The 24,972-nt window shown below is 71.1% G+C and carries 25 protein-coding genes; 18 read left to right on the top strand and 7 right to left on the bottom strand.

All coding sequences use genetic code 11. From position 1 onward, the window contains the following. Positions 1-24: 24 nt before the first annotated feature. The gene (locus I59_RS04630; protein WP_022902870.1) at positions 25-465 is read right to left on the bottom strand and encodes an OsmC family peroxiredoxin; all 441 of its coding nucleotides are present in this window, start codon (positions 463-465) and stop codon (positions 25-27) included. Positions 466-602: 137 nt separating this feature from the next. On the opposite strand from I59_RS04630, the gene I59_RS04625 reads away from it, so the two are divergent. Then, on the top strand, positions 603-1,217 hold the full coding sequence (locus tag I59_RS04625; protein WP_022902869.1) for a DUF805 domain-containing protein: 615 nt from the start codon (positions 603-605) through the stop codon (positions 1,215-1,217). 78 nt (positions 1,218-1,295) lie between these two features. Continuing rightward, the gene (locus I59_RS04620) at positions 1,296-1,637 is read left to right on the top strand and encodes a hypothetical protein (protein ID WP_148286085.1); all 342 of its coding nucleotides are present in this window, start codon (positions 1,296-1,298) and stop codon (positions 1,635-1,637) included. 60 nt (positions 1,638-1,697) lie between these two features. Here I59_RS04620 and I59_RS04615 read toward each other — a convergent pair whose 3' ends face one another. Beyond that, the gene (locus tag I59_RS04615; protein ID WP_022902867.1) at positions 1,698-3,560 is read right to left on the bottom strand and encodes a gamma-glutamyltransferase family protein; all 1,863 of its coding nucleotides are present in this window, start codon (positions 3,558-3,560) and stop codon (positions 1,698-1,700) included. A 147-nt stretch (positions 3,561-3,707) separates the two neighbouring features. Between I59_RS04615 and I59_RS20635 the strand changes: the two genes are divergently transcribed. From I59_RS20635 to I59_RS20630, 5 genes are all read left to right on the top strand, one after another. Then, positions 3,708-4,919, top strand: coding sequence for a peptidoglycan DD-metalloendopeptidase family protein (locus I59_RS20635; protein WP_022902866.1), 1,212 nt, complete (start codon positions 3,708-3,710; stop codon positions 4,917-4,919). A gap of 528 nt (positions 4,920-5,447) precedes the next feature. Next, positions 5,448-6,548 carry a type I restriction endonuclease gene (locus I59_RS04600; protein ID WP_022902864.1) on the top strand — a complete coding sequence of 367 codons (1,101 nt, stop codon included), beginning with the start codon at positions 5,448-5,450 and terminating at the stop codon, positions 6,546-6,548. Further along, positions 6,548-8,485, top strand: coding sequence for an ATP-dependent endonuclease (locus I59_RS21295; RefSeq protein WP_083881946.1), 1,938 nt, complete (start codon positions 6,548-6,550; stop codon positions 8,483-8,485). Before I59_RS04600 ends, I59_RS21295 begins: the two co-directional genes overlap by 1 nt. Positions 8,486-8,520: 35 nt before the next feature. Beyond that, positions 8,521-9,324, top strand: a complete 804-nt coding sequence (locus I59_RS04590) for a sulfite exporter TauE/SafE family protein (protein WP_022902862.1) — start codon at positions 8,521-8,523, stop codon at positions 9,322-9,324. Beyond that, positions 9,321-9,971: a DNA alkylation repair protein gene (locus I59_RS20630; RefSeq protein ID WP_187289787.1), complete on the top strand. Its 651-nt coding sequence runs from the start codon at positions 9,321-9,323 to the stop codon at positions 9,969-9,971. Before I59_RS04590 ends, I59_RS20630 begins: the two co-directional genes overlap by 4 nt. Positions 9,972-10,030: 59 nt before the next feature. Here I59_RS20630 and I59_RS04580 read toward each other — a convergent pair whose 3' ends face one another. Then, on the bottom strand, positions 10,031-10,399 hold the full coding sequence (locus I59_RS04580) for a nuclear transport factor 2 family protein (protein ID WP_022902860.1): 369 nt from the start codon (positions 10,397-10,399) through the stop codon (positions 10,031-10,033). Between the two features lie 22 nt (positions 10,400-10,421). Between I59_RS04580 and I59_RS04575 the strand changes: the two genes are divergently transcribed. Then, positions 10,422-11,315: an aminoglycoside phosphotransferase family protein gene (locus I59_RS04575; protein ID WP_022902859.1), complete on the top strand. Its 894-nt coding sequence runs from the start codon at positions 10,422-10,424 to the stop codon at positions 11,313-11,315. An 18-nt stretch (positions 11,316-11,333) separates the two neighbouring features. Here I59_RS04575 and I59_RS04570 read toward each other — a convergent pair whose 3' ends face one another. Then, positions 11,334-12,146 carry a polysaccharide deacetylase family protein gene (locus I59_RS04570; protein ID WP_031272885.1) on the bottom strand — a complete coding sequence of 271 codons (813 nt, stop codon included), beginning with the start codon at positions 12,144-12,146 and terminating at the stop codon, positions 11,334-11,336. Between the two features lie 233 nt (positions 12,147-12,379). Between I59_RS04570 and I59_RS04565 the strand changes: the two genes are divergently transcribed. The 5 genes from I59_RS04565 to I59_RS04545 all read left to right on the top strand — a co-directional run bounded on the left by I59_RS04565 (position 12,380) and on the right by I59_RS04545 (position 16,259). Then, positions 12,380-13,573 carry a zinc-dependent alcohol dehydrogenase gene (locus I59_RS04565; protein ID WP_022902857.1) on the top strand — a complete coding sequence of 398 codons (1,194 nt, stop codon included), beginning with the start codon at positions 12,380-12,382 and terminating at the stop codon, positions 13,571-13,573. 106 nt (positions 13,574-13,679) lie between these two features. Next, on the top strand, positions 13,680-14,726 hold the full coding sequence (locus I59_RS04560; RefSeq protein WP_022902856.1) for an NAD-dependent epimerase/dehydratase family protein: 1,047 nt from the start codon (positions 13,680-13,682) through the stop codon (positions 14,724-14,726). Positions 14,727-14,822: 96 nt separating this feature from the next. Continuing rightward, positions 14,823-15,146: an SHOCT domain-containing protein gene (locus I59_RS04555; protein ID WP_022902855.1), complete on the top strand. Its 324-nt coding sequence runs from the start codon at positions 14,823-14,825 to the stop codon at positions 15,144-15,146. A 26-nt stretch (positions 15,147-15,172) separates the two neighbouring features. After that, positions 15,173-15,586 carry a DUF6314 family protein gene (locus I59_RS20625; protein WP_022902854.1) on the top strand — a complete coding sequence of 138 codons (414 nt, stop codon included), beginning with the start codon at positions 15,173-15,175 and terminating at the stop codon, positions 15,584-15,586. 4 nt (positions 15,587-15,590) lie between these two features. Next, complete coding sequence (locus tag I59_RS04545; RefSeq protein ID WP_022902853.1) at positions 15,591-16,259, top strand: pentapeptide repeat-containing protein; 669 nt, start codon at positions 15,591-15,593, stop codon at positions 16,257-16,259. A 132-nt stretch (positions 16,260-16,391) separates the two neighbouring features. Here I59_RS04545 and I59_RS04540 read toward each other — a convergent pair whose 3' ends face one another. After that, the gene (locus tag I59_RS04540; RefSeq protein WP_022902852.1) at positions 16,392-17,363 is read right to left on the bottom strand and encodes an NAD(P)/FAD-dependent oxidoreductase; all 972 of its coding nucleotides are present in this window, start codon (positions 17,361-17,363) and stop codon (positions 16,392-16,394) included. A 66-nt stretch (positions 17,364-17,429) separates the two neighbouring features. Between I59_RS04540 and I59_RS04535 the strand changes: the two genes are divergently transcribed. Beyond that, entirely contained in the window at positions 17,430-18,053 is a 624-nt protein-coding gene (locus tag I59_RS04535) for a cupin domain-containing protein (RefSeq protein WP_022902851.1), read from the top strand. On the opposite strand, the gene I59_RS20620 is transcribed toward I59_RS04535, so the two are convergent. Together I59_RS20620 and I59_RS04525 are read right to left on the bottom strand one after the other, a co-directional pair. After that, positions 18,050-18,727: a hypothetical protein gene (locus I59_RS20620; protein ID WP_022902850.1), complete on the bottom strand. Its 678-nt coding sequence runs from the start codon at positions 18,725-18,727 to the stop codon at positions 18,050-18,052. The genes I59_RS04535 and I59_RS20620 overlap by 4 nt on opposite strands. 149 nt (positions 18,728-18,876) lie before the next feature. Continuing rightward, positions 18,877-19,962: a LacI family DNA-binding transcriptional regulator gene (locus I59_RS04525; RefSeq protein ID WP_031272876.1), complete on the bottom strand. Its 1,086-nt coding sequence runs from the start codon at positions 19,960-19,962 to the stop codon at positions 18,877-18,879. Positions 19,963-20,056: 94 nt separating this feature from the next. Here I59_RS04525 and I59_RS04520 point away from each other — a divergent pair, with 94 nt between their 5' ends. The 4 genes from I59_RS04520 to I59_RS19180 form a co-directional block, all read left to right on the top strand. Continuing rightward, entirely contained in the window at positions 20,057-21,322 is a 1,266-nt protein-coding gene (locus tag I59_RS04520) for an extracellular solute-binding protein (protein WP_022902848.1), read from the top strand. A 5-nt stretch (positions 21,323-21,327) separates the two neighbouring features. Next, positions 21,328-22,368: a carbohydrate ABC transporter permease gene (locus tag I59_RS04515; RefSeq protein WP_022902847.1), complete on the top strand. Its 1,041-nt coding sequence runs from the start codon at positions 21,328-21,330 to the stop codon at positions 22,366-22,368. A gap of 29 nt (positions 22,369-22,397) precedes the next feature. Then, positions 22,398-23,279 (top strand): carbohydrate ABC transporter permease, encoded by an 882-nt coding sequence (locus tag I59_RS04510; protein ID WP_022902846.1) that lies wholly within the window; start codon positions 22,398-22,400, stop codon positions 23,277-23,279. After that, positions 23,276-24,972, top strand: a 1,697-nt coding sequence (locus I59_RS19180; RefSeq protein ID WP_049976524.1) for an amylo-alpha-1,6-glucosidase, incomplete at its 3' end; no start/stop codon positions are given. The genes I59_RS04510 and I59_RS19180, both read left to right, overlap by 4 nt.

Raw genomic sequence — 24,972 nt, 5'->3', positions numbered from 1 at the left:
TCCCGTCCGTCACGCCGGTGACGACTACTGCTCGAACGTCGCGTGCAGCTCGATGTCGACGCCGGTGAGCGCCTTCGAGACCGGGCAGGTGGCCTTGGCCTCGTCAGCGGCCTTGAGGAAGGCCGCCTCGTCGATGCCGGAGACCTCGCCGCTCACGGTGAGGACGATGCCGGTGAGCTTGAAGCCACCGGCCGAGTCCGGGCCGAGGGAGACGTCGGCCTTGACGTCGAGCGCCTCGACGGTGCCGCCGGCCTCGCCGAGGATCGCCGAGAACTGCATCGCGTAGCAGGAGGAGTGCGCGGCGGCGATGAGCTCCTCGGGGCTGGTGGTGCCACCGGCGTCGTCGGCGGCGCGCTTCGGGAAGGACACGTCGTAGGTGCCGACCTTCGAGCTCGAGAGTTCGACCTGACCGGAACCGTCGTTGAGGCCGCCGTTCCAGGCGGTGCGTGCGGTGCGCGTGGGCATTCCCGCTCCTTTCGTGTGGGGGTCGGCTCCGTGGAGCCGTCTGCTCCTGGTCGGAGCCAAGGCCGAGTCAATCGGAGAACGCTCGTTCTCGCAACCCGCTCACGGGGAAGACGCAGGTCTGCCCTACGATCGGGCGCATGGGGGACAGAGCGTCGTTCCGGTCGCGTGTGACCGTGCAGGGCCCGGTCGACGTGTCCGGGCGCCCGGACGTCGCCTGGGTCCGCTTCTGGACGCAGGGGTGGCGGTTCCACGGCCGCGCGAGCCGGAGCGAGTTCTTCTGGGTCATCGCCCTGCAGGCCGTGGTCGTGCTCGCGGTGTGGTGGCTCGTGGTGCAGCTCGGCATGACGGCGCGTTGGACGGTGTACGCGGACCCGTTCGGCATCGTGCCCTCGCCGCAGGTCGGGTTCCACCTGTTCGAGATCCACCGGGACCGGTACTCCGCCGCGTGGTGGGGCTACGGGACCGGTCGGGACACCTGGCCGGACAGCTGGGACGTCGCGATCATCGTCGGGGTCCTGGTGACCGCGATCCCGCGGTGGTCCTTGCTCGTCCGCCGACTGCACGACCGCGACCACACGGGCGTGTGGATCCTGCTCCTGGTGTTCACCGGGCCGATCGGGTGGCTGGTCGTGACCGGCATGGTCGTCAGCCGTGCGCGGGTGCGCGGGGCCCGGTTCGACCGCGGGGTGTTCGCCGGGCGGCGCGAGCCCGACCTCGCCGCCGACGGTGGCGCCCTGACGACGATCCGGTAACGCCCCTGGTGCGCCCGGAGTCACCGGGGCTACGGTGGGGTCGCGGGGCAGGGGCTGCCCCGCAGTGGGGAGCAGATCATGTCGACGAACCCGGACTACACCGAAGCGGTCAGGCCGCGGAGTTCCGGCAACGGGACCACCGATGGTGGCATGACGATGGGGATCCCGTACGACGCCCCGGAGCGCGGCCTCGTCAGCGGCGACGCCGAGCCGGTCTCGCGGTCGGGGCTCGCCTGGCGGATCGTCGCGTCGATCGTCCTCACCGTGGTCGGCATCAACGCGCTGGTGGTCGTCGGGCGGATCCTGGCCGGGCCGGCGGACGTGTGGGCGGGGGCGATCGGCATGGCGCTGGTCGCCGTGCTGGCGCTCGCCTACCCCGTCGTGAACGTGGTGCGCTGGGTGCGCGCCTCCCGGCGGTAGACCCGCACGACGACTGACGGGAGGCGCGGTGACGGCTGGCACCGCGCCTCCCGTCCGCCGTCAGCGTGCGATCGCGTAGCCCTGCGCGCCACGCGGGTTCGCTGCGGCTCCGACCACCCCGGAGGACGGCTCGCGGGTGACGCAGCACAGTCGCCCGAGCGCCCAGTCACCGGCGCGGGTCACGACGTGGCCACGTGCCTCGAGTCCGGCGATCACGTCGTCCCCGAGCCGGTCCTCGACGACCAGGCCCGCCGGCTCCCACGTCCGCGGCCAGAACGACCCCGGGAACGACGTCGTGTGCAGCGCCGGGGCGTCGATCGCCTGCTGCGGCGAGTACCCGCCGACGATCCAGCGGAGCAGGAAGAGGAGCTGCCACTGGTCCTGCTGGTCGCCGCCGGGCGAGCCGAGCGCCGCGACGGGCTGCCCGTCCCGCAGCACGAGGGTCGGCGTGAGGGTCGTCCGCGGGCGCCGGCCGGGCGTCAGCGTCGTGGCCGTCCCCTCCTCGAGCCAGGTCATCTGCAGGCGGGTGCCGAGGCAGAACCCGAGCTCCGGGATCGTGGGGGACGACTGCAGCCATCCGCCGGAGGGCGTCGCGCTGACCATGTTGCCCCACCGGTCGACGACGTCGATGTGGACCGTGTCGCCGCGGGTCTCGCCGGTCGGGGCGACGAAGGGCTCGCCGCGGTCCTCCACGGGGACCGCGCGGGCGGCGTCGCGGGCCACCCGGACGGTGGGCTCCCCGGCGGAGCCGCCGGCGTCGGTGGCGTACGTGGTGCGGAGCGGCGGTGTGGCGTGCTCGAAGCCCGGCACCGTGCCCGGCCGGAGCTCCGCTGACGCCCGTTCCCCGATCAGCGTGCGGCGCTCGTCCGTGTACGCGTCGGACAGCAGCACGTCGAGCGGCACCTCGCCGTCGCCGTAGAACAGGTCGCGGTCGGCGAGGGCGAGCTTCTGCGCCTCGACGATCGTGTGCGCGCCGACCTCGGTGGACGGGTCGAGCAGTGCGTCGTCGAGCGGTTCGAGCAGTCGCAGCGTCTCGAGGAGCGCCGGGCCCTGCCCCCACGGTCCGGTCTTCGCGATCGTGCACCCGCGGAACTCGGTCGTCGTGGCCGGCTCGTACGTCGCCCGGAACGCCTGGAGGTCGGACGCACGGATCACCCCGGCGTGGTCCGTGCCGGAAGCGTGGCGGTGCGGTTCGCGGACGAACCGGTCGATCGCCTGCGCCACGAACCCCTCCGCCCACTCGGTCCGGGCGGCGTCGATCCTGGCGGTGCGTCCGGCGTGGTCGCCGCCCGCGGCGACCAGCCGCTCCAGGACCGAGGCGAGCGCCTCGTTGCGCACGACGGTCCCGGGTTCCGGCACCGCGCCTCCCGGCAGCCACCGCTCGGCGGAGGTGGGCCAGTGGTCCCGGAAGAGGTCCTGCACGGCGGTGATGGTCCGGACCACGGCCGGCGCGATCGGGTGCCCGTCACGGGCGTAGCCGATCGCGGGGGCGAGGACGTCCGCGAGGTCCCAGGTCCCGCGGTCACGGAGCAGGAGCAGCCAGGCGTCCACCGCGCCCGGGACCGTCGCCGCCAGCGCACCGGCGCCCGGCACGAGGTCGAGCCCCTCGTCCAGGTAGTGCTCGCGGGTCGCTCCGGCCGGTGCCGGACCCTGACCGCAGAGCACGACGGGAGTCGGGTCGTCGGCGGTCGCGAACACGGCCGTGAGGTCGCCGCCGGGGCCGTTCAGGTGCGGTTCCACGACGTGCAGCACGAACGCTCCGGCCACCGCCGCGTCGAAGGCGTTGCCGCCGCGCTCGAGGACCGACTGCGCGGTCGCGGTCGCGGTCCAGTGGGTCGCTGCGGCGGCGCCGAACGTGCCGGCGAGGTCCGGGCGGGTGGGGGTCGACGTCGGCGGGGTGAAGGCGGGGTTGGGCGTGGGCATGCCTCCCATCCTGCTCCGTGCCGGCCGTTGCCCCCGGAACTGGGGTTGTGCTCAGCAACGCGGAACACCGACCATCGTTCGGTGACTCGTGCAGGGCGGGTCGCAGTCCGTGCAGGGGCACGGCGCACACCGACCAGCAGGGGAACCATGACCAGCAACCCGTCCACCGTCACGCGTCCGCGCCGGATCGCCCGACGGGGTCTCGTCCGGATCGCGGCCGTCGCCACTGCCCTCGCCGTCGGCGCCGGCGCGCTCGTCGCCGTCGCCGCGCCGGCCTCGGCGTCCGTCGTCTACAAGGAGACCGTCCCGGCCGGGACCACCCTCTTCCCCGGCGACTCCGTCACCTCGGCCAACGGGCAGTTCCGCCTGATCATGCAGGGCGACGGCAACCTCGTCGAGTACGGCATCGGGAACGCGGTGCTCTGGGCGTCCGGGACGTCGAACCAGCCCGGGGCCGTCGTGAAGATCGGGACGAACCGCGCGGTCGACATCCTCCGGAACGGCAAGCGGGTCGAGCGGTGGTCCTCGGCGGGCACGAAGCAGTCGACCTCGTTCAAGGTCCGCGGCGACGGCACGATGGCGCTCCTGTCCGGCACCACCTCGATCGTCGCCTGGAACGGCTACCAGGCCAGCATCCCGGCCGGGAACACCCTCCTGCCCGGCACCACCCTGCGCTCGGACACCGGGACGACACGGACCCTCGCGATGCGCATGGACGGCAACCTCATGCAGAAGCAGGGCTCCAAGGTCGTCTGGCAGTCGGGGACCAAGGGCAAGACCGGTGCCTGGACGGAGCTGCGGTCGGACGGCAACCTCATCGTCTGGTGGCGCAACGCCGCGCGGACCAAGGTCGCGCTGTGGTCCACCAAGACGACCAAGGCCGGCGGGGGGAACCTCCTCGTGCAGGTCGACGGCAACGTCGTGCTCTACGGCGGTCAGGACACCCGGGTGTGGTCGACGAAGCCCGTCACCGGCCTGCTCTGGCCCGTCAACGGCACGAAGATCACCGGCCGGTACGGCGACGACCGCGGCGAAGGACACGTGCCCCGCTACCACCAGGGCACCGACGCACCCGTGGCGGTCGGGACGCCCGTGTACGCCTCTGCGACCGGCACTGTGACGAGCACGGTGGCGAACAACGCCTCGTACGGCAACTACATCGTCGTGACCTACGGCAACATGACGGTGCTGACGGCGCACCTCAGCAAGATCGAGGTCAAGCAGGGGCAGATCGTCTCGGTGCGGACCGAGATCGGGAAGTCCGGGAACACCGGGCAGTCGACGGGACCGCACGTGCACGTCGAGACGCGGCGGGCCGGCACCCTCGTCGACCCGTTGTCGGTGCTGCACTTCCGCTGACGCAGCCGCGATCGGGGCGCGGCCGGCCGGGATGGCCCGCACGCGTGCTGCGTGCGGGCCGCCCGTCTCAGTCCCTCCGCCAGACGTCGAGCAGGAGCCTGGTGCAGGCCACGAGCAAGCTCGCGACCTGCAGCCAGGACACCCGACGCCTGGGTTCGGACTCGTTGTCCTTCGACATCGAGACCACCTCTGGTGTCAGCGCCGGCGGACACGAAGAGCGGGGGTGCCGAGGGGTGCGTCCGTGACCGGGGTCACGTATGCTGATTCCGAGCGATCCGCTCGGGACGTACGCGGTCCCTCTGCACTCCACTCGGAGAGCAATTCGAAGCCCATCACTGTTCGCGCGGTGGTGGGCTTCATCCTTGCCCGGGGCGATCGTCCGGCGACCGCCGCCCCGCCGAGCAGCCTATCCTTGATGTGTGATGTTCCACCTACCGTAGTTTGGCCACTGCCCGCGAAGTGGGGGCGCGAGCGATCGCATTGGTGACGGGTCTTCAACTAACGTTGGATCGACTCAGGGGAGGAACGATGGAGTTCGAAGAGCGTCTCGCGGCGCTGGCGACGAAGGTGCAGAACCAGCGCGACGCGATCCAGACCGAGGAAGCGACGAAGAACGCGTTCGTGATGCCGTTCATCTCGACGATCCTCGGCTACGACGTGTTCAACCCGCTGGAGGTCGTGCCCGAGTTCACCGCCGACGTCGGGGTGAAGCGCGGCGAGAAGGTCGACTACGCGATCATGCGCGACGGCGAGGTGCAGATCCTCATCGAGTGCAAGAAGTCCTCGGGTCAATTGACCATCGAGAACGCGGCGCAGCTGTTCCGGTACTTCTCGGTCACCAACGCACGAATCGCCGTCCTGACGAACGGTGAGGTCTACAACTTCTACACGGATCTCGACGCGCCGAACAAGATGGATGACCGACCCTTCCTCGTCCTGGACCTCGCGGACATCGACGAGACCCTGCTGCCGGAGCTCCGGAAGCTGACGAAGGACGTCTTCGACCTCGACTCGGTCATCAGCGCCGCTGAAGAACTGAAGTACGTCGGTGCCATCAAGCGAGCGATCTCCGTGCAGTTCCGCGAGCCCGAGGAGGACTTCGTCCGGCTCTTCGCATCGCGGGTCTACGACGGCCGCTTCACCCAGGAGGCGCGGACACAGTTCACGACCCTGGTCGCGAAGGCCTCGAAGCAGTTCCTCAACGAGCAGGTGAACGACCGGCTGAAGACCGCGCTCGGCGCTTCCTACAGCGCTCCGGTCGAGGCCGCAGCCCCGGAGGAGGCCGTCACGAGCGCGCCGGTCGTCGAGGGTGATCTCGACCGGGACACTGAGATCGAGACGACGCTCGAGGAACTCGAGGGCTACCAGATCGTGAAGGCCATCGCCTGCAGCGAGGTGAAGCCGGACCGCATCGCGCACCGGGACCAGAAGTCGTACTTCGCCGTCCTGCTCGACGACAACAACCGCAAGCCGATCGCTCGGCTGTGGTTCAACGGCAAGAAGCAGAAGTACCTCGGGCTGTTCGACGAGAACAAGGTCGAGACGAAGCACCCGATCGATGCGCTCGACGACATCTACGTGCACGCTGAGGCAATCCGATCGACCACGAAGCGCTGGGGTAGCGTCTGATGCGACTACGTGAGGTGCGGCTCGAAGGCTTTCGGGGGTACAAGACGGGCGTGGCGATTCCGGTCGGCGAAAGTCTTACGGCGCTCGCAGGTCGGAACGACGCGGGAAAGTCGACGGTGTTGGAGGCCTTGGAGATCTTCTTCGGGGCTTCAAAACTCGCGTCGAGCGACATCAGCGTGGGCTTCAATGGGGATGTGGCGATCACTTGCTCATTCGATGACTTGCCGAATGAGGTTGTCGTAGACTCGGCGCGGTCTACGTCTCTGGCAGAAGAATACCTGCTCAATGGGGATGGGTATCTCGAGCTAACAAAGCGTTGGGTCAGCGGTCGCACTGGGACACCAGTGCTCTCTGCGCGGGCGAATCACCCTGTTTTTGATTCGGGCGATGACCCGCTGAATTCGAAGATAGCCGAACTTCGGGCTTTGGCGTCGAAGTTCGCAGTGGACCTCAATGCCGTCGACGCGCGAGTCAAGTCAGAAATTCGGCAAGCCATCTGGAATCACGCACTTGTTACAGGGAGTGCGCGACTCGAGGTATCAGATGTCCCCCTCGCATCGGAGGATGGCAAGGATGTCGGAATCGCCCTTTCTCGCTACTTCCCTATTTTTCATCTTTTCCGTTCGGATCGCGCGGGTGTTGAGTCTGATCAATTGGCGCAAGATCCTGCTCGAGCTATCGTGAAGTCTGTACTCGATCGCCACGCGGACGAGCTCGCCTCCGTCAATGCGACCATTCAGTCGGAGATTTCCGCAATGCTAGAAGCGGTCGTCGAAAAACTGGGAGAAGTGGCCCCCGGGCTTGCGCGGGAGCTCCAGCCAGTTGAACCAGAACCGTCCTGGTCCAAAGCCTACAGCGGAATGCAGTTTGTTGATGATTCCGGGGTCCCTCTAGCGCGACGTGGGAGCGGCACGCGTCGGCTTGTACTCCTTAGTTTCTTCCGGGCTGAAGTCGAGAAGGTGTTGAGCGATGACGAGGGGATGAATCGATCCGTAATCATTGCTGTGGAGGAGCCCGAGACTGCGCTTCATGCGGACATGCAGCAGGAGATTTTGGCTGCCTTAAGTGAGGTTGCTGAGCTGCCCGGCAGGCAGGTGATCATCACGACACATAGTGCGAATTTGCTCCGGAATGTCTCCGCCTCGGATATTCGTTACATACGAGGGACTCAACTCACCCGCGAGTGCGTAACTGCGGAAGCTGATGGCGGAGCATTGCTATTCGAAGAGCTCAATGAAAGTCTGGGGCTTTTCACTGACCATAATGTGAGGTGCTTTGTTCTTGTCGAGGGGAGGAATGATATCTCGGCCTTGAAGAACCTCTCCAGTGCGCTCGCGCAGTCAGGGGCAATGGGTATCCGATCATTCGGGGAGCTGGAGCGCGAAGGGCGGCTCGCGTTCATGCCAATTGGGGGCTCCGGCAGTGCCTCACTGTGGGCAAGTACGCTCTCCCCTTTCAGAAGACCGGAAGTCCACCTGTTCGACAGTGATCGGATAGAGGCGGGAGGCCCGCTCAAAGCGGCTGTGCAGGCCGCCGTCGACCAGGCTACAGAGCAGCAAACCGTCGTGGTTCTTCAGCGCCGTGAGCTGGAAAACTACCTCGACCGTCAAGTGCTCGTCGATACCTACGCCGAGATTAGCGATTTTGCCGAGCGCTTTGACGCACTGCTTCCAAATGCAGGCGCGCACTTCGCGGATTTTCCCACAACCTGCGCCCGCATTGTGTATGAAAGTGCTACAGGAGGCGACTGGGACCAGCTCGAAGAACGGTCCAGAGCGAAGAAGGAAACCAAGGTCAAGAAGCGCCTCGCTGAAGCGTTCGGCGCTCCAGCGTACGCAAAACGCTTCGCGGACGCGGAGACTGACTTGCTTGACTGTCTACGAACAATCAGCTGGATGGCCGAGTCAAACGAGGCTGTCGGGGCTGGGGCTCGGTAGAGCCACCTTCGAAGGCTCGCCGTAGGGTGGACGGGATGGAGAAGCGCGGCGGACGGGTCATCGTGCTGGTGGCGATCGGGATCGTGGCGGGGACTCTCTCCGGCCTGTTCGGCGTCGGCGGCGGGGTCATCGTCGTGCCGGCCCTGATGGCGTTCCTCCACCTCGACCAGCGCCGGGCATCGGCGACGTCCCTTGTGGCGATCGCCCCCGCGGCCGTCGTCGGGGCGATCACGTACGGCGTGCAGGGCGAGGTGCACTGGCTCGCGGCCCTGACCCTGGCGGTCGGCAGCGTCGTCGGTGCTCCGATCGGCGCGCGGCTCCTGCGGGCGCTGCCGCTCCGGGTCCTGCCGTGGATCTTCGTCGGGTTCATCGCCGTCGTGCTCGTCTCGCTGTTCGTGGCGGTGCCGACGCGCGGAGGCGAGGTGCACTTCGGTGTCGTCGAGGCGATCGTCCTTCTGCTGCTCGGGCTGCTGTCGGGCGTGCTGTCCGGGCTCGTCGGGGTCGGCGGCGGGGTCGTCATCGTGCCGGGGCTCGAGGTGGCCCTCGGCGCGGGCGATCTGCTCGCGAAGGGCACCTCGCTGCTCACCGTGGTGCCGACGTCCGTCTCGGGCACGGTGGCGAACCTCCGACGCCGAGCGGTGGACCTGCGGGTCGGCCTCACGATCGGCGTCACGGCGGCGGTCTGCGCTCCCGGAGGCGCGTGGATTGCCCGCCTCGTCGATCCGCAGGTGGGCACCTGGCTCTTCGCAGCGTTCCTCGTGGTGGTCGCGGTGATCGTCCTGTGCCGCGGTCGCCGGACCGCACCGCGGAACGAGGCGACGGACGGGGAGGTCGCGTGACGCGCCTCCGGTCCGGCGGTGGACGGAACCCGGCGGATGCGGGGGCCGTGCTCGCGGCGTTCGCGCGCACACCCGGTGACGTGCCGGCGGCGCGACGCGTCGCGCGGCAGTTCGCCGACCTCGACGAGGGTGAGCGGTCCGCGCTGCTCTGGAGCGAGGACCGGGGCGCGCGGCTCGTCGCCGTCCTGCTCCTCGTGCAGGCGATGCGGGAGCACCCGGACCGGGAGCTGACCGACGAGTACCTGTCGGCGGCGAAGGCGGAGCGGTTCGACGACACGGTGCTGGTCGACCTCGGGGCGGAGGAGCTCGTGGGTGCCCCGCTCGTCGGGGGCTCGACCGGCCCGCTGTTCGCGCTCGTGAAGTCCGACGTGGCGATGGTCCGTCGGATCGCGGTCGTGGCCACCCTGGCGTTCGCGAAGCAGGGTGACGCCGAGGTGCCGCTCGCCATTGCGGGGCGGCTCGTGCGGGAGCGGAACGACACCGTGCAGTCGGCGCTCGGCCGGGTGCTCCGCGAGACCGGCAAGCGGGCATCCGAGGCGGCGCTCGTGGCGTTCCTCGAGCAGCAAGGGCGGTTCCTGAGCCCTACGGCCCGAGCGACCGCGACCGAGCATCTCCCGTCGGCGGAACGCGACCGACTGCGCGGCTGACCCCGCAGGCCGGGGCGCTGACACCGTCCAGACGTCGGACGGCGCCACCCAGCGAGGGATCAGTCGGAGTCCGTCGATTCCGCGAGGACGGTCGTGAGCGACACGACGACGCCGTCCCGGACCTCGACGACATCGACGCCCCGGACCGCCGGCGCACCGACCGGGCCCAAGCCCCACGCGAGGACCCCGTGGTGCTCGGAGACGTAGCGACGCCCCTCCTCGACGAACTGGAACGCACCGGGCGCCTCGTCGAGGATACCCGCGGCCTTCTGGTCGAGGGCGTCCCAGCCGGTGACGGTCCCCTCGGGGTCGGTGAAGGTCACGTCGGGGGAGTACGTCCGCTCGATCGCAGCGCGCCGTGCGGCAGCGTCGCGGTTCCCGAAGACGTCGTGGAGGTTCGTGGTCAGCAGCTCGGACACGGTCGACATGGGCGGAGCCTAGCCTGGGCGCATGCACACCGAGGTGCCCCGACCCCGCATCGATGCCGCGCTCGTGGAACGGCTCGTGGCCGCCCAGTTCCCGGAGTGGTCCGGGCTGCCCGTCCGCGAGGTCGATCCGCAGGGGTGGGACAACCGCACCTACCGGCTCGGCAGCGAGTTGGCCGTCCGGCTGCCGAGCGCAGCCGGCTACGTCGCAGCCGTCGAGAAGGAGCAGCGCGTCCTGCCGTACCTCGCAGCGCGGCTCGACGTCCCGGTGCCGGAGCCGGTCGGCCTGGGGGTCCCGGCCGAGGGCTACCCGTTCCCGTGGTCGGTGCGCCGCTGGATCGACGGCACGGTCGCTGCCCGGGCCTCGACCCTCGACCGATGGGTCCTCGCCGCTGACGTCGGTGCGGTGCTCCGGCAGCTGCGGGCCGTGCCGGCGGGTGACGGTCCGGTCGCCGGAGCGCACTCGTTCCACCGGGGAGCGCACCCGTCGCACTACGCGGTCGAGGTGGTCGCGGCGCTCGACCGGCTCGGTGACGCCGTCGACCGTCATGCGTGTGAGGCGGTCTGGGGCGCAGCGACCGCCTCGGTCCGGGACCGGCCGGCCGTGTGGTTCCACGGTGACGTCGCCCCGGGCAACCTGCTCGTCGACCGGGACGGACGGCTCTCGGCCGTGCTCGACTTCGGCACGTGCGGTGTCGGTGACCCGGCGTGCGACCTCGTCCTCGCCTGGACGTTCCTCGACCCGGAGGCCCGACGGGTGCTCGGCGACGCCGTCGGCCTCGACGCCGGCACCTGGGCACGGGCGCGGGGCTGGGCGCTCTGGAAGGCGCTCATCATGCTCGCGGGGAGCGCCGGGCCCGGGGACCGCGCCGAGCACGAGGCGGTGCTGCGGGCGGTCCTCGCCGATCCGGTCGCCTGAGGCGCCGGGCGCGCGTGCTCAGCGTGAGAACACGTCGTCCAACGTGTAGGTCCCCAGCCGACGCTGCCGAACGAGGGCGCCCAGCCGGGGCAGCGCGCGGATGGTCCCCGGGAAGTTCGCGTGGCCGATCACGATCCGACCCGGCGCGAACCAATGGTCGGCGAACCCGACGATCTGTCCGGCGCCGATGTCACCGGAGTCGGCGAGCGTCCCGTACCAGAGCAGCGGTGTCGTGTAGCCGACCCGTGCGGCGGCGGCGTCGACCCGGGCGTCGTGGTACCCGTACGGCGGTCGGAAGTACGGGCGTGCGTCGACGCCGAACGTCCGCTCGATGAACTCGTGGTTGCGGGTCAGCTCGTCCTCGATGGCCTGGTCGCCGAGCCTCGTCAGGGCCGGGTGGTCCCAGGTGTGGTTGCCGATCTGCACCTGCCCCGACGCGATGAGGGGCCGCAGCACGTCGGCGTGCTCCGTCCACGAGGGCCGGACGCCGTTCACGAAGAAGGTGAGCCGGGTGCCGGTCTCGGCCGCGAAGCGGGCGTAGGCACCGACGACGTCGGAGGACGCGCCGTCGTCCACGGTCCAGGCGATCCCGGGTGTCCCGGCGGGCAGTCCGGTGACGGTGCCTGCAGGCAACGGTGTCCGCGTGAGCGTCGGCTGCACCCACGTCGGCGTCGGCGTCCGGGTGGGAGCCGGGACGGGCGTCGGGGTCGGCGAGTGCGTCGCGACGGCCTCCCGTCGCGGTCCGGTGGGCGCACAGGCGGAGAGCGCTCCGGCCGCGAGCAGGGCGCCCGCTCCGGCGAGCAGGGAGCGGCGGGTGGTGCGGTGGTCCATCCGCACCAGCATCGGGTGACCGGCCGGTCGGGCGCATCGGCTCCCGGGACGATCCGGTTGGCCGATCGGCCACCGGGGCCACAGGGACCCAGCCAGGAGGCGCGGCTCGCGTCCGCCACGGACCGCGCTGGCCGGACGGGGCTGAGAACGCACCACGGGGCGGGCGGGTACCGACGTGGGGAGACGAGCCGCGCCTCCTGGCCGACTCGAAGCGACCACGAGAGGAACGCGACGTGCGCGCACTGACCTGGCAGGGCACCGAGAAGGTGTCCGTCGAGACCGTCCCCGACCCGACCATCCAGCAGCCGACCGACGCGATCGTGCGGATCACGTCGACCGCGATCTGCGGCTCCGACCTGCACCTGTACCGCGTGCTCGGCCCGTACATCGACAAGGGGGACGTCCTCGGGCACGAGCCGATGGGCATCGTCGAGGAGGTCGGCTCCGGCGTCACGAACCTCAAGGTCGGCGACCGGGTCGTCATCCCGTTCAACATCTCGTGCGGGCACTGCTTCATGTGCCGCAACGGCCTGCAGTCGCAGTGCGAGACCACCCAGGTGACCGAGTACGGCACCGGTGCCGCGCTCTTCGGGTACACGAAGATGTACGGCCAGGTTCCCGGTGGGCAGGCCGAGTACCTCCGGGTGCCGCACGCCGACTACGGGCCGATCGTCATCCCGGACGACGGGACGCCCGACGACCGCTGGCTGTTCCTCAGTGACATCCTGCCCACGGCGTGGCAGGCCGTGCAGTACGCGAACGTGCCCGAGGGTGGGACACTCGCGGTGCTCGGCCTCGGCCCCGTCGGCCAGTTCGCCGCCCGCATCGGCGCGCACCTCGGCTACCGGGTGCTCGCCGTCGACCCCGAGCAGGTCCGCCGCGACCTCGGGGCGAAGCACGGGGCCGAGGTGTTCGACCTGACGAAGGACGTCGTGCCGCAGCTGGTCGACCTGACCGACGGGCGCGGGCCCGACGGCGTCGTCGACGCGGTCGGCATGGAGGCGCACGGCAACCCGGTCGCCGGCTTCGCCCAGCGCGCCGCCGGGCTCCTGCCCGACAAGCTCGCACAGAAGGCGATCGAGACCGCCGGCATCGACCGGCTCGCCGCGGTGCACGCGGCGATCGACCTCGTCCGCCGCGGTGGCACGGTCTCGCTGAGCGGCGTCTACGGCGGGATGGCCGACCCGATGCCGATGATGACGCTGTTCGACAAGCAGATCACCGTCCGCGAGGGGCAGTGCAACGTGAAGCGCTGGATCGACGACCTCATGCCGCTCGTCTCGGACCCGTCTGACCCGCTCGGCACGCTCGACCTGACGTCACACCGGGTGTCGCTCGAGGAGGCTCCGCACATGTACTCGGTCTTCCAGAAGAAGGAGGACGACTGCGTGAAGGTCGTCCTCGACCCGTCGATGGCCGCAGCGTGACGAGCGGGTCGCGGGTGTCGCGCGTGTCCTGCGTGGCTGCTGCATCGCGCGTGGCTGCTGGATCGCGACTGATTGCTGGATCGCGTTCGACCGCGGCGGTGCGCTGATGCGGGTCGTCGTGGTCGGGGCCACCGGGAACGTCGGCACGGCGCTGCTGCGGCGGCTCGCCGCCGCACGCCTCACGGGAGAGGGCGACGGCGACCTCCGAGTCGTCGGCGTGGCGCGCCGACTGCCGGACGCCCGGGTGGCCCCCTACGACGTGGCCGTCTGGCACGCACTCGACGTCGGTGACCCCGGCGTCGTCCCGCAGCTCGCCGCGGTCCTGCAGGGTGCGGACGCCGTGGTGCACCTCGCGTGGGCGCTCCAGCCGACGCACGACATCCCGGCGCAGCGGCGGACGGACGTCGACGGGCAGGCGCACGTCCTCGAAGCCGCGGTCCACGCGGGCGTCCGACACGTCGTCGTCGCCTCGTCCGTCGGGGCCTACCGCGGTGTCGACGCTGCCGGCAAGCGCAGACCCGTCGACGAGTCCTGGCCGGCGACGGGCATCCCGACCGCGACCTACTCGAAGCACAAGGCCGAGAACGAAGCGGCACTCGACGCGTTCGCGGCGGCGCACCCGACGGTGACGGTGACGCGGCTGCGACCCGGGCTCGTGTTCCAGCGGGCGGCCGCCGCGGAGATGCACGGGCTGTTCCTCGGACACCTCGTCCCGATGCGGATCGTCCGCTGGGTGCGGTGGGCGGTCCTGCCGCTGCCGTACCCGTTCGTGTTCCAGGCGGTGCACGCCGACGACCTCGCCGACGCGTACTGGCGGGTCCTCGACCAACGTGCCGGTGGTGCGTTCAACGTCGCGGCGGCGCCGGTGCTCACCCCACCGCGCATCGCACGGGCGCTCGGCATGCGGGGGGCCGTGCGGATCCCGCTCCGGCTGCTCCGGGGGATCGTGACGCTGACGTGGCGGCTCCGGGTGCAGCCGACCGACGCGGGATGGATCGACATCGCCGCCTCCGTCCCGGTCATGCGGACGGACCGGGCCCGGTCGGTGCTCGGGTGGGAGCCGCGGTACACGGCCGAGGAGGCGCTGCGCGAACTCGTCGGCGGGTTCGCGGACGAGGCGAACGTGCCGGCGTCCGGGCCGTTGCGGGGGTAGGGTCCCCGGCCGGTCGTTCCGCGCCGCCTGTTCGCGGGGCAGCGCTCGAGGCGTCCGAACCACTACGGTCGGAGCAGTCCGACGAAGGGGGACCACGTGCTCGGTGAACTGCTCGGCGATGATCCTGGTGCCGGTCCCGGTGCGTTCGGGGTGGTCTTCGGCCTGGTCGCGGTGGTCATCGGCCTCGGGTTCGTGGCGATGATCGTGACGGTCGCGGTCCGCAGTGCCCGGATGGCGAAGCGCGGCCAGAACCCGTTCACGCTGCAGGAGGACCTCGCGCACCAGGCGATGCAGAGCAAGACCCTGGCGCCGGACAAGTCGCTCGAGCAGCGGCTCGCCGAGCTCGACGACCTCCACGCGCGCGGCGTCATCTCCGACGAGGAGCACCGGCTGGCCCGTGCGGAGGCCCTGCGCGGGTGAGCATCCCGCCGCCGTAGGGTGGTCGGGTGCTGGAACCGACGGATCTCCTCGGGGAGTGGGAACTCGACCGCCACGTGCTCGACCGGCGTGCGGGCGTCGACGGGACCGTCACCGGCACGACCGTGCTGACCGCCACCGGCCCGGACGAGGTCCGCTGGGAGGAGTCCGGCTCGATGCGCTTCGACGGTCGCACCGTGCCTGTGTCGCGCACGTTGGTCGTCCGACGGACCGGCGGCTCGTGGACCGTGCACTTCTCGGACGACCGGGTGTTCCATCCCTGGGTCTGGGGGACGTCGGTGTCCCACGCCTGCACGCCGGACGACTACACGGGGGTGCTCGAGGGCGACGCCGATCGGTGGACGGTCCGGTGGGAGGCCCACGGCCCCGCGAAGGACTACGTGCTCGAGAGCGTGCTCCGTCGGACCCGCACGGCAGACTGACCCCATGGCCCGCAGAACCGACGGTACCGACGCCCCGCGCACCTCCTTCACCGAGCCGGCCGACCTCGAGCCCTGGGCGCCCGGCGCCGGCGACGTCCTGTCCGGCGACCGGATCGACGGCAAGCGCATCGACGTGCTCGACCTCGCGGGGGAGCGTGTGCCCGACCTCGAGCTCGAGGAGTCCGTCGTCGACTCCCTGCGGGCTGGAGACGCCGATCTGCGCGGGCTCCGGATCCGCGACGCGACGGTGGGGGAGTTCGATGCGCCGGTCCTCCGGGCGTCGAGCAGCACCTGGCGGGAGGTCCGGGTGACCGGCGGTCGCATCGGGTCGGCGGAGCTGTACGACTCCGCGCTCACCGGGGTCGAGTTCGTCGGCATGAAGCTCGGCTTCGTGAACCTCCGCGGTGCGACCCTCACCGACGTCGTGTTCCGCGACTGCGTCGTCGACGAGCTCGACCTCGCCGACGCGAAGCTGCTCCGGGTGGCGTTCCCGGGGACACGGATCCGGGCGGTCGAGGGCACGAACACCCGCGTCGAGCACGTCGACCTGCGCGAGGCCGACCTCGACCGGGTGGAGCGCCTGGAGGGCCTCCGCGGCGCGACGATCGGTACCGACCAGCTGTACACCCTGGCTCCGCTGCTGGCGGCGCAGGCGGGCTACCGCGTCGACTGACCTCGCACCGTGCGACGGCCCGGCGCAGCGTGCGACGGCCTGGCGCGGCGTGCGACGGCGCAGCGTGCGAGGTCGCGCACACGGTGCGAGGGTGTGGCGCTGCCACCGTGTGTGGAACCTCGCACGCAGCGCTCAGTGGCGAGGCGTGCTCGCCACCGCCGACGCCACGTCCGCCTGCACCAGGTCCCCGTGGACCGCTGCCCCGACCGCCGTCCCCGCAGCAGCCGATGCGATCACGGTCGCCATCGGCGAGGACACGTTCCCCGCGGCGTAGACCCCGCGGACTGCCGTCTGCCCGACCTCGTCGACCGGCAACGCGCTCCCGTACCGGTGGTCGCCCATGAACTGGTCGGCGGCCTCGAGTCCGAGACCGGTCAGGAACCCGACGCGGGCCTCCGGATCACTCGCCGCAGCCAGGGCATCGAGTCCGACGAGACCGCCCGCCGCGAGCGTCACGCCGGTCAGACGATCGCCGTCGGACACGACCGCGGTCACCCTGTCCCGCACGACGTCGATGCCGCGGGCCGACAAACCCGCCAGGGCGGTGTCATCGACGAGGGAGGGATCGGCCACGAACGCCGTCACGTCGTCGCTCAGGGCGCGGAACATCAGTGCGTGGTGCGCCCTGGTCGGCGTGGTCACGAGCACGCCGATCCGTCGGTCGCGGATCTCCCACCCGTGGCAGAACGGGCAGTGCACGACGCCCCGCCCCCACTGCTCGGCGAGCCCCGGGACCTCCGGCAGGACGTCCACGGCGCCGGAGGCGACGACCAGCCTGCGGGCCGTGACGACCGCGCCGGAGTCGAGCGTGACCGAGAACCCGACCGGGTCGTCCGCGTCGCCCTCGGTGGCGGACGCAGCCACGATCCTCCCGGCAGTCACCTGGACGCCGTAGGCGGCGACCTCCTCGCGGCCGAGGCGGCCCAGCTCGGCGGGGGCGGCGCCCTCCCGCCCGAGGTAGTTGTGGATGCCCGCCGCCGGAGCGTTCCGCGGCTCGCCCGCGTCCACGACGAGGACGGAGCGCCGAGACCGGCCGAGGACGAGCGCGGCGGACAGGCCGGCGGCCGCGCCGCCGACGATGATGACGTCGAAGTGATCTCGCATGACGGCAGCTTGGGCGGGATCGCCCGCGATCAGCAAGCACGGTTGCCGGCATGGCAACATGGCGGCATGGCACACGACCGGGAGGCGCGGATCACCCCGAGCACGACGGCCGACGTCGTCGAGGCGGTCGGCCCACGACTCCGCGCGCTGCGCGGGCGCCGCGACGTCACGCTGGCGGCGCTCGCCGCGGAGACCGGCATCTCGGTGTCGACGCTCTCACGGCTCGAGTCCGGGCAGCGGAAGCCGACGCTCGAACTCCTCCTGCCGCTCGCGCGGGCCTACCAGGTGCCGCTCGACGACCTCGTCGGGGCGCCGCCGACGGGGGATCCGCGGGTGCACCTCAAGCCCGAGCGCCACGGCGACCGGATCGTCGTCCCACTGACTCGGCGGACCGGCGGGGTGCGATCCTTCAAGCAGCTGATCCCGCCCGGACCGGCGAACACCGATCGGACGTTGCGGACCCACGAGGGCTACGAGTGGCTCTACGTGCTGTCCGGACGGCTCCGGCTGCTGCTCGGCGATCGTGACCTCGACCTCGGCCCGGGCGAGGTCGTCGAGTTCGACACGCACACGCCGCACTGGGTGGGAAACACGACGGACGAGGTCACCGAGGTGCTCTGCCTCTACGGGCCACAGGGGGAGCGGGCGCACGTCCGGTCGCGCCCGGTCCCGCGGACAGCGGAGCGCTAGAACACGTGCGCGATGACGTCGTCGAGCAGCCCGGAGGTCGTCACGTTCGACTGCCGGATGTGGATCCCGACGTCGCCGCGGGTGTAGTACGTGTCGCCGTCGGTGACCGGGTACTGGCTGTTCTCCGAGACCTTCTGGCAGCGGTAGCCGTACCCGTCGAGTGTGCAGTCGTACCCTTGCAGGGCGCTCTCGAGGTGCGGGTACGCCTTCGCGGAGTCCACCGTGGCGACCCGGATCGACAGGTACGTGGTGTCCGCCCCAGGATCACGCCAGACGCAGTACAGGGACTTCCCGTCCGGCTGCAGCACCGGCGTCAGCGCGTCCTTCGGCACCTCGGCCGGGTCGCCGACGCTGCTCGGGTCGTTGAGGGGAGCTGACGCGAACGAGTCGTCCCACTTGCCCGCGGTGATGAGTCCGGTGCAGGAGTCGGGGAGGTTTCCCGCATCGTCGTCGACACCGGGAACGGGGGTGATCGTGGAGGTCGGGCGGGGCGTCGGCGAGGTCGTCGGCGACGGGGTGGCGGCGTCGGCGGTCGCGGTCGGCTGGCCTCCTACGCTGGCCGTCGCTGTGGGCGAACCCGGTCCGGCCGGCCCCTGCTGCGCGCAGCCCGCCAGTGCGGTCGTCACGAGGAGCAGCACCCCGATCGCGACCGTGCTGTTCGTCCGGTGTCGCATGGCTCCCCCTGCCGTCGTCGTGGTCCCGACGGTAGCCCGCCGTGTGGGTACGGGCGCGGGGGTCGCGGGAGTCGTCACCGGATCGTGTCCGGACGCGTCACCGCGGGTCCCGGCGGGGGTGGACGCCGGGATCCGGTGCCCTCGCTCGGTCAGCCTCGCCAGACGACGTGCGGGGCGAGCAACCGGTGCCCGCCCGAGGCCGGCAGGACCGACCGCCCGGACCCCATCAGGAGCTCCACCGCCGCTGCGGCCGCTGCGTCCAGGGGCTGCTCGACGCTCGAGATACCGACGGCCGCCGCGACCGGGGTGTCGTCGTACCCGACCACCGGCACCTCGGCGCCGAGCGCGAACCGGGCTCCGAGCGCGAGGGTTTCGGAGGCGCACACCACGGCGTCGAACACGGTCCCGCCCTGCAGGGCCGCGGCGACGACCGCGGTGGCGGCCGCGACGTCGTCCTCGCAGGCGAGGTCCACGGCGCCCGAGCCCGAGCCCGCGCCCGTGGACCCGTCGGCGGCCGCGTCGGCGCTGCCGGCCGGGGGTGCGCCCAGTCCCGCGTCGGCGCTGCCGGCCGGGGGTGCGCCCAGTCCCGCGTCGCCGAGGGCGTCGCGCCACCCGAGTCGTCGTTCGTCGCCCTGGCCGGAGGGGCTCGGCCAGCCGAGGAACCCGATCCGCCGGTGACCCCGGGCAACGAGTCCGGCCGTGGCCTCACGGAGCCCGGCCCGCCCGTCGACGTCGACCCAGGGGTGCGGGGCGTCGTCCATGTCCGGCACGCCCCACGGTCGGCCGAAGGTGACGAACGGCACGTCACGCTCGCCGAGCCAGGCCGCGCGCGGGTCGCCGTGCGCGGTCGACGTGAGGACGAAGCCGTCGACGTCGGACCCCTCCACGAGCCGCTCCATGTGCGCCAGCTCGTCGTCGAGGTCGGTCGCCGTGAAGAGCAGGATGCGCATCCCGCGTTCGTCGGCGCGTTCCACGAGGGCGTGGAGGAAGCGGTCCAGGACCGCGCCGGAGATGCCGTGCACCGGCGGGAGCCGGACGCCGAGCGTGGAGCTCTGCCGTGTGCGGAGGCGCCTTGCCGAGGCGTGCGGCCGGTACCCGAGCTCGTCGATCGCGGCGCGGACCCGGGTGAGGGTCGCCGGCCGGACGATCTCGGGCCGGTTCAGCGCGTTCGACACGGTCTGCCGGGACACGCCCGCGGCGGCGGCGACATCGGCGACGGTGGCTGGCTGGGACACGGGGTTCACGCTAGCGCGTCGAGGGTGTACCGTGGACGCGTTTGATCGATCAAATTTGAACGATCGAAGTCGACTCGACGAGGAGCCCTCCCTGATGCAACGACGCACAGCACGCAAGCTGACCGCGGGCGCGATCGCGCTGACCGCGGCCCTGACCCTCTCCGCCTGTGGCTCGGGCTTCTCGGGCTCCGGCGGATCCGGTGGATCCGGTGACGCCGGCAAGCTGACCTCGAGCGACAAGGACCTGACCGTCCTCATCGGCTCGTCCGGCGACGCGGAGACCGCCGCGGTGAAGAGCGCCGCCTCCGCCTGGTCGAAGTCGTCCGGCACCGGCGTCTCCGTGCAGGCCGCCAACAACCTCGACCAGCAGCTCGCGCAGGGCTTCGCGTCCGGCAAGCCGGCGGACGTCTTCTACGTGAGCACGTCGTCCCTCGCCGGGTACGCGTCGAACGGCTCGCTCCTGCCCTACGGCGACCAGCTGAAGGACACGGGGGACTTCTACCCGACCCTGACCAGGTCGTTCACCGTCGACGACCAGCTCTACTGCGCGCCGAAGGACTTCTCGACCCTCGCGCTCTTCATCAACACCGCCGACTGGAAGGCCGCCGGCCTCACGGACGCCGACGTCCCGAAGACCTGGGACCAGCTGGAGACCGTGTCCGAGAAGCTCACCCAGGACGGCCGGGTCGGACTCTCCACCAGCCCGCAGATCGAGCGCCTCGGTGCGTTCATGGCCCAGGCCGGCGGTGGCCTGACGAACGCCGACCAGACGAAGGCCACCGTGGACTCCGCGGCGAACGTCGAGGCGCTCGACTACGTCAAGAGCCTGCTCGACCAGGGGTCGATGAAGTTCTCGAGCGACCTCGGCGAGAGCTGGGGCGGCGACGCCTTCGGGAAGGACAAGGCCGCGATGACCATCGAGGGCAACTGGCTCACCGGCGCGATGTCGTCCAGCTACCCCGACGTCGAGTACGAGGTCGTCCCGCTGCCCGAGGGCCCGAAGGGTGCCGGCACGCTCCAGTTCACCAACTGCTGGGGCATCGCGAAGGACTCGCCGAACCAGAAGGCCGCACTGTCCTTCGTCGAGAAGATGACCAGCACCGACCAGCAGCTCGCGTTCGCCAAGGCCTTCGGCGTCATGCCCTCCGTGGAGTCCGCGGCCAGCACCTGGAAGCAGGAGTACCCGCAGTACGCGGCGTTCCTCGACCAGGCCGACGCGGCGCAGGGCCTGCCGAACGCGAGCGGCACGGCCGACGTCATCGCCGACTTCGACTCCAAGCTCGGCACGCTGCGGAGCACCGACGTGAAGACCCTGCTCGAGGGCGTGCAGAAGAACATGTCCGCCGCGTTGAAGGGCTGACGGACGTGTCCCGGAAGAACCGCGGCGAAGCCGTCTCCGGCTGGCTGTTCACCGCCCCGACCGTCATCGTCCTCGGCCTGTTCCTCCTCGTCCCCGTGCTCATGGCGGCCTGGGTGAGCGTGTCCGACTGGCGCGGGGTGGGCAGCCCGTTCTCCTCCGACGTGTCGTTCGTCGGCGGCCAGAACTACGCGAAGATCCTCGGCGGGGGCGGCCTCGACGAGCAGAACTTCGGGACCGCCCTGCGGAACAACCTCTGGTACGTCGTCTTCGTCGTGCCGCTGCAGACCGCCGTCGCGCTCGGTCTGGCCGTCCTCGTGAACGGTCGGGCCCTGCGCGGCCGCGGGTTCTTCCGGACCGCGTTCTACTTCCCGTCGGTGACGAGCTCCGTCGCCATCACGGTGCTCTGGCTGTTCCTGTTCTCGTCGACCGGCGCCGTGAACACGATCATCGGGTGGATCGGACTGCGGGGTCCGAACTGGTTCAACGAGCCGACCGGGATCTTCCAGCTCGGGGCCGGGAACCCGCCGGCGTTCCTCGCCGACCACACCCTGCTCGGCATCTCGTGGTGGGAGTGGCTGTCGGGGCCGTCGGTGGCGATGACGGCGTTCATCCTGCTCGCGGTGTTCACCACGAGCGGCACGTTCATGCTGCTCTTCATCGCGGCGCTGCAGAACCTGTCGCACGACGTCGACGAGGCGGCGATGATCGACGGCGCCGGTGCGTGGACGCGGTTCTGGCGGGTGACGCTGCCGCAGCTGCGCCCGACCCTGTTCACCGTGCTCACCCTCGGGCTGATCGGCACGTGGCAGGTGTTCGACCAGATCTACACGGGCACGCGGGGCGCGCCGGCGAACACCACCATCACCCCGGCGTACCTGTCGTACTCCACGGCGTTCGGCAGTCAGCAGTGGGGCGTGGGCGCGGCGATCGCGTTCGTGCTCTTCGGCATCATCGTCGTCTTCGCGCTGCTGCAGCGCTGGGCGCTCCGGGAACGACCGGTGTCGCGTCGTCGCATGCGCTGGATCGAGAAGGGATCGGTCCGGTGACCGCCACCTCCACCCGGCCTGGAGGCGCGGTGCCCGACCTCCGCGCCGCCACCGTCACGCAGGCGCCCGGCCCGGGCCGGCGGCCGCGGCCGCTCACCGTCCGCGGGATCGCCTTCCTCGTCGTCGGCGCGGTGATCGCCGCCGTCTACCTGCTGCCGTTCTACGTCGCGATCGTCAACGCCTTCAAGACCGACCAGGACGCGTCGCTGCACCCGCTGGCGCTCCCCACGACCTGGACGGGAGCGGCGTTCCGCACCCTGTTCGAGAACTCCGACTTCGGGATCTGGACGATGAACTCGATCATCGTCGCGGTGTTCGTGACGCTCGGGCGGATCTTCTTCGACTCGCTCGCCGGGTACGCGCTGGCCCGCCTGCGCTTCCCCGGACGTCAGACGGTGTTCGCGCTGATCATCGCGGTGATGGCCGTGCCCGGGGTCGTCCTGCTCATCCCGAAGTTCCTCGTGATCAACCAGCTCGGCATGTACGACTCGTACTCGGGCATGATCGTCCCGCTGCTCGTCGACGCGGCCGGTGTGTTCATCATGAAGAACTTCTTCGAGTCGATCCCGGCGAGCGTCGAGGAACAGGCCCGCATCGACGGCGCCGGGGTGTTCCGCACGTTCTGGTCGATCGTGCTGCCGATGGCCCGGCCGGCCGTCGTCACCATCACGATCCTGTCGTTCCAGGGCTCGTGGAACGAGCTCGCGCACTTCATCGTCTCGACGTCGTCGCCGAACCTCACGACCCTGACCAAGGGCGTCGCGTCGCTCGCCTCCGGAGCGCTCAGCGCCGGCAACCAGTACCCGATCAAGCTCGCCGCCGCGTTCGTCATGACGATCCCGGTCGCGGTCGCGTTCTTCGTCTTCCAGAAGCGCATCATGAACTCCAGCGAAGGGGCGGTCAAGGAATGACCACCACGACCACCAGCACACCCACCACGAAGGCCGAGGCCCCCGCGATGCCCCTGCAACCGCTGCTGCACGACGAGGTCGTCGTCCTCGCCGCGCCGACGCAGGCGTGGTCCGACCGGCACGGCTCGGTCGGCACCAACCCGGTCCACGGCTACTGGACCGGCGACCAACGGGTCGTGTCCACGGTCGGCGTCAGCGTCTCCGGGTCGGACGTCGAGCCCGTGTCCGTCGCTCCCGCGTCGGCCCGCGAGGTCGTGTTCTCGGCGCTCCTGCGCGGACTCGACGCGCCGGGCGCCGACCCCGACGTCCGACTCGACCGTCGCCGCACCGTCCGCACCGACGGCGTGCGCGAGACCCTCCGCATCGAGGACCGCACCGCTTCCGCGGAGCCGGAGCCGGGGCCTGGCGGCCGCACGCTCGAGGTGGTGGTCCGCATCACGCCGGACGCGAGCGGCATGGACGCGGTCAAGGCGGGGGGCGCCCCCGCGCCCGTGTCGGCCGTGCTCGCACCGGGAGCCGACGCGGACGGGGTGCGCCGCGCCTCCTGGACGGCCGGCTCGGTCGACGTGACACTCGACGCCCCCGGGGCCGACGTCGCGCTCGACGACGGCGACGTCGTCCTCACCTGGCGCGTCCCGCGCGCCCGGGTCACCGAACTCGGCTGGGACTGCGCGGTCGTCGCGCCCGACGCCGTCGTCGGCGGCGCGACCACGCCCACGACCTTCGCCGCACCCGAGGGCGTCGCCGACGACCGGCTCCGGCGCTGGCTGGTCCGGGCGACCGACGACCTCGACGCGCTGCGGATGACCCGGCCGGAGGGCGAGTTCCTCGCCGCCGGGGCCCCGTGGTTCTTCACGCTCTTCGGACGCGACTCGATCTGGGCGGCACGGTTCCTCCTGTCGGTCGACACGTCCATCGCTGCCGGGACGCTCCGCGTGCTCGCGGCACTGCAGGGGACCCGGAGCGACCCGGCGACCGCCGAGCAACCGGGCAAGGTGATGCACGAGCTGCGGCAGGCGAGCCTCCCCGTCGACAACGACGAGATCTCGCTGCCACCGCTCTACTACGGCACCGTGGACGCGACCGCGCTCTGGGTCTGCCTGCTCCACGACGCGTGGCGCGCCGGACTGCCCGACGCCGAGGTCGAGGACCTGCTCCCGACGCTCGAGCTGGCCCTCGCGTGGATGCGCGACCACGGCGACGACGACGGCGACGGGCTCCTCGAGTACGTCGACGAGTCCGGCAGGGGCCTGGCGAACCAGGGGTGGAAGGACTCCGGCGACAGCGTGCAGTGGCGCGACGGCACCCTCGCGGAGGGGCCGATCGCCCTCTGCGAGGTGCAGGGGTACGCGCACGAGGCCGCCGTCCACGGTGCCGACCTGCTCGACGCCTTCGGACGACCCGGCGGCGACGACTGGCGTGCCTGGGCGGCCCGGCTCGCCGAGCGCTTCCGCGCGACCTTCTGGGTGCAGGATGCGATCGGGCCGTACCCGGCGATCGCGCTCGACGCCCGGAAGCGGCCGGTCGACTCCGCCACGAGCAACATCGGCCACCTGCTCGGCACCGGTTTTGCTCACCGCGGAGGAGGAAGCCGTCGTGGCCGCCCGCGTCGTCGCGCCCGACATGGCGAGCGGGTTCGGCCTGGCGACCCTGTCGACTACCGCATCGGGCTACTGGCCCCTGAACTACCACG

It is taken from the genome of Curtobacterium sp. B8 (assembly GCF_000333315.1).
GTDB classification, from domain to species: domain Bacteria; phylum Actinomycetota; class Actinomycetes; order Actinomycetales; family Microbacteriaceae; genus Curtobacterium; species Curtobacterium luteum.
The sequence above is the reverse complement of the archived record's forward strand: the minus strand, read 5'-3'. Positions and strand labels throughout refer to the sequence as shown.

Coding starts and splice junctions, on each gene's coding strand:
- I59_RS04630 (WP_022902870.1), bottom strand. CDS start 465: ATGCCCACGCGCACCGCACGCACCGCCTGGAACGGCGGCCTCAACGAC.
- I59_RS04625 (WP_022902869.1), top strand. CDS start 603: ATGGGGGACAGAGCGTCGTTCCGGTCGCGTGTGACCGTGCAGGGCCCG.
- I59_RS04620 (WP_148286085.1), top strand. CDS start 1,296: ATGTCGACGAACCCGGACTACACCGAAGCGGTCAGGCCGCGGAGTTCC.
- I59_RS04615 (WP_022902867.1), bottom strand. CDS start 3,560: ATGCCCACGCCCAACCCCGCCTTCACCCCGCCGACGTCGACCCCCACC.
- I59_RS20635 (WP_022902866.1), top strand. CDS start 3,708: ATGACCAGCAACCCGTCCACCGTCACGCGTCCGCGCCGGATCGCCCGA.
- I59_RS04600 (WP_022902864.1), top strand. CDS start 5,448: ATGGAGTTCGAAGAGCGTCTCGCGGCGCTGGCGACGAAGGTGCAGAAC.
- I59_RS21295 (WP_083881946.1), top strand. CDS start 6,548: ATGCGACTACGTGAGGTGCGGCTCGAAGGCTTTCGGGGGTACAAGACG.
- I59_RS04590 (WP_022902862.1), top strand. CDS start 8,521: ATGGAGAAGCGCGGCGGACGGGTCATCGTGCTGGTGGCGATCGGGATC.
- I59_RS04580 (WP_022902860.1), bottom strand. CDS start 10,399: ATGTCGACCGTGTCCGAGCTGCTGACCACGAACCTCCACGACGTCTTC.
- I59_RS04575 (WP_022902859.1), top strand. CDS start 10,422: ATGCACACCGAGGTGCCCCGACCCCGCATCGATGCCGCGCTCGTGGAA.
- I59_RS04570 (WP_031272885.1), bottom strand. CDS start 12,146: ATGGACCACCGCACCACCCGCCGCTCCCTGCTCGCCGGAGCGGGCGCC.
- I59_RS04560 (WP_022902856.1), top strand. CDS start 13,680: ATGCGGGTCGTCGTGGTCGGGGCCACCGGGAACGTCGGCACGGCGCTG.
- I59_RS04545 (WP_022902853.1), top strand. CDS start 15,591: ATGGCCCGCAGAACCGACGGTACCGACGCCCCGCGCACCTCCTTCACC.
- I59_RS04540 (WP_022902852.1), bottom strand. CDS start 17,363: ATGCGAGATCACTTCGACGTCATCATCGTCGGCGGCGCGGCCGCCGGC.
- I59_RS04535 (WP_022902851.1), top strand. CDS start 17,430: ATGGCACACGACCGGGAGGCGCGGATCACCCCGAGCACGACGGCCGAC.
- I59_RS20620 (WP_022902850.1), bottom strand. CDS start 18,727: ATGCGACACCGGACGAACAGCACGGTCGCGATCGGGGTGCTGCTCCTC.
- I59_RS04520 (WP_022902848.1), top strand. CDS start 20,057: ATGCAACGACGCACAGCACGCAAGCTGACCGCGGGCGCGATCGCGCTG.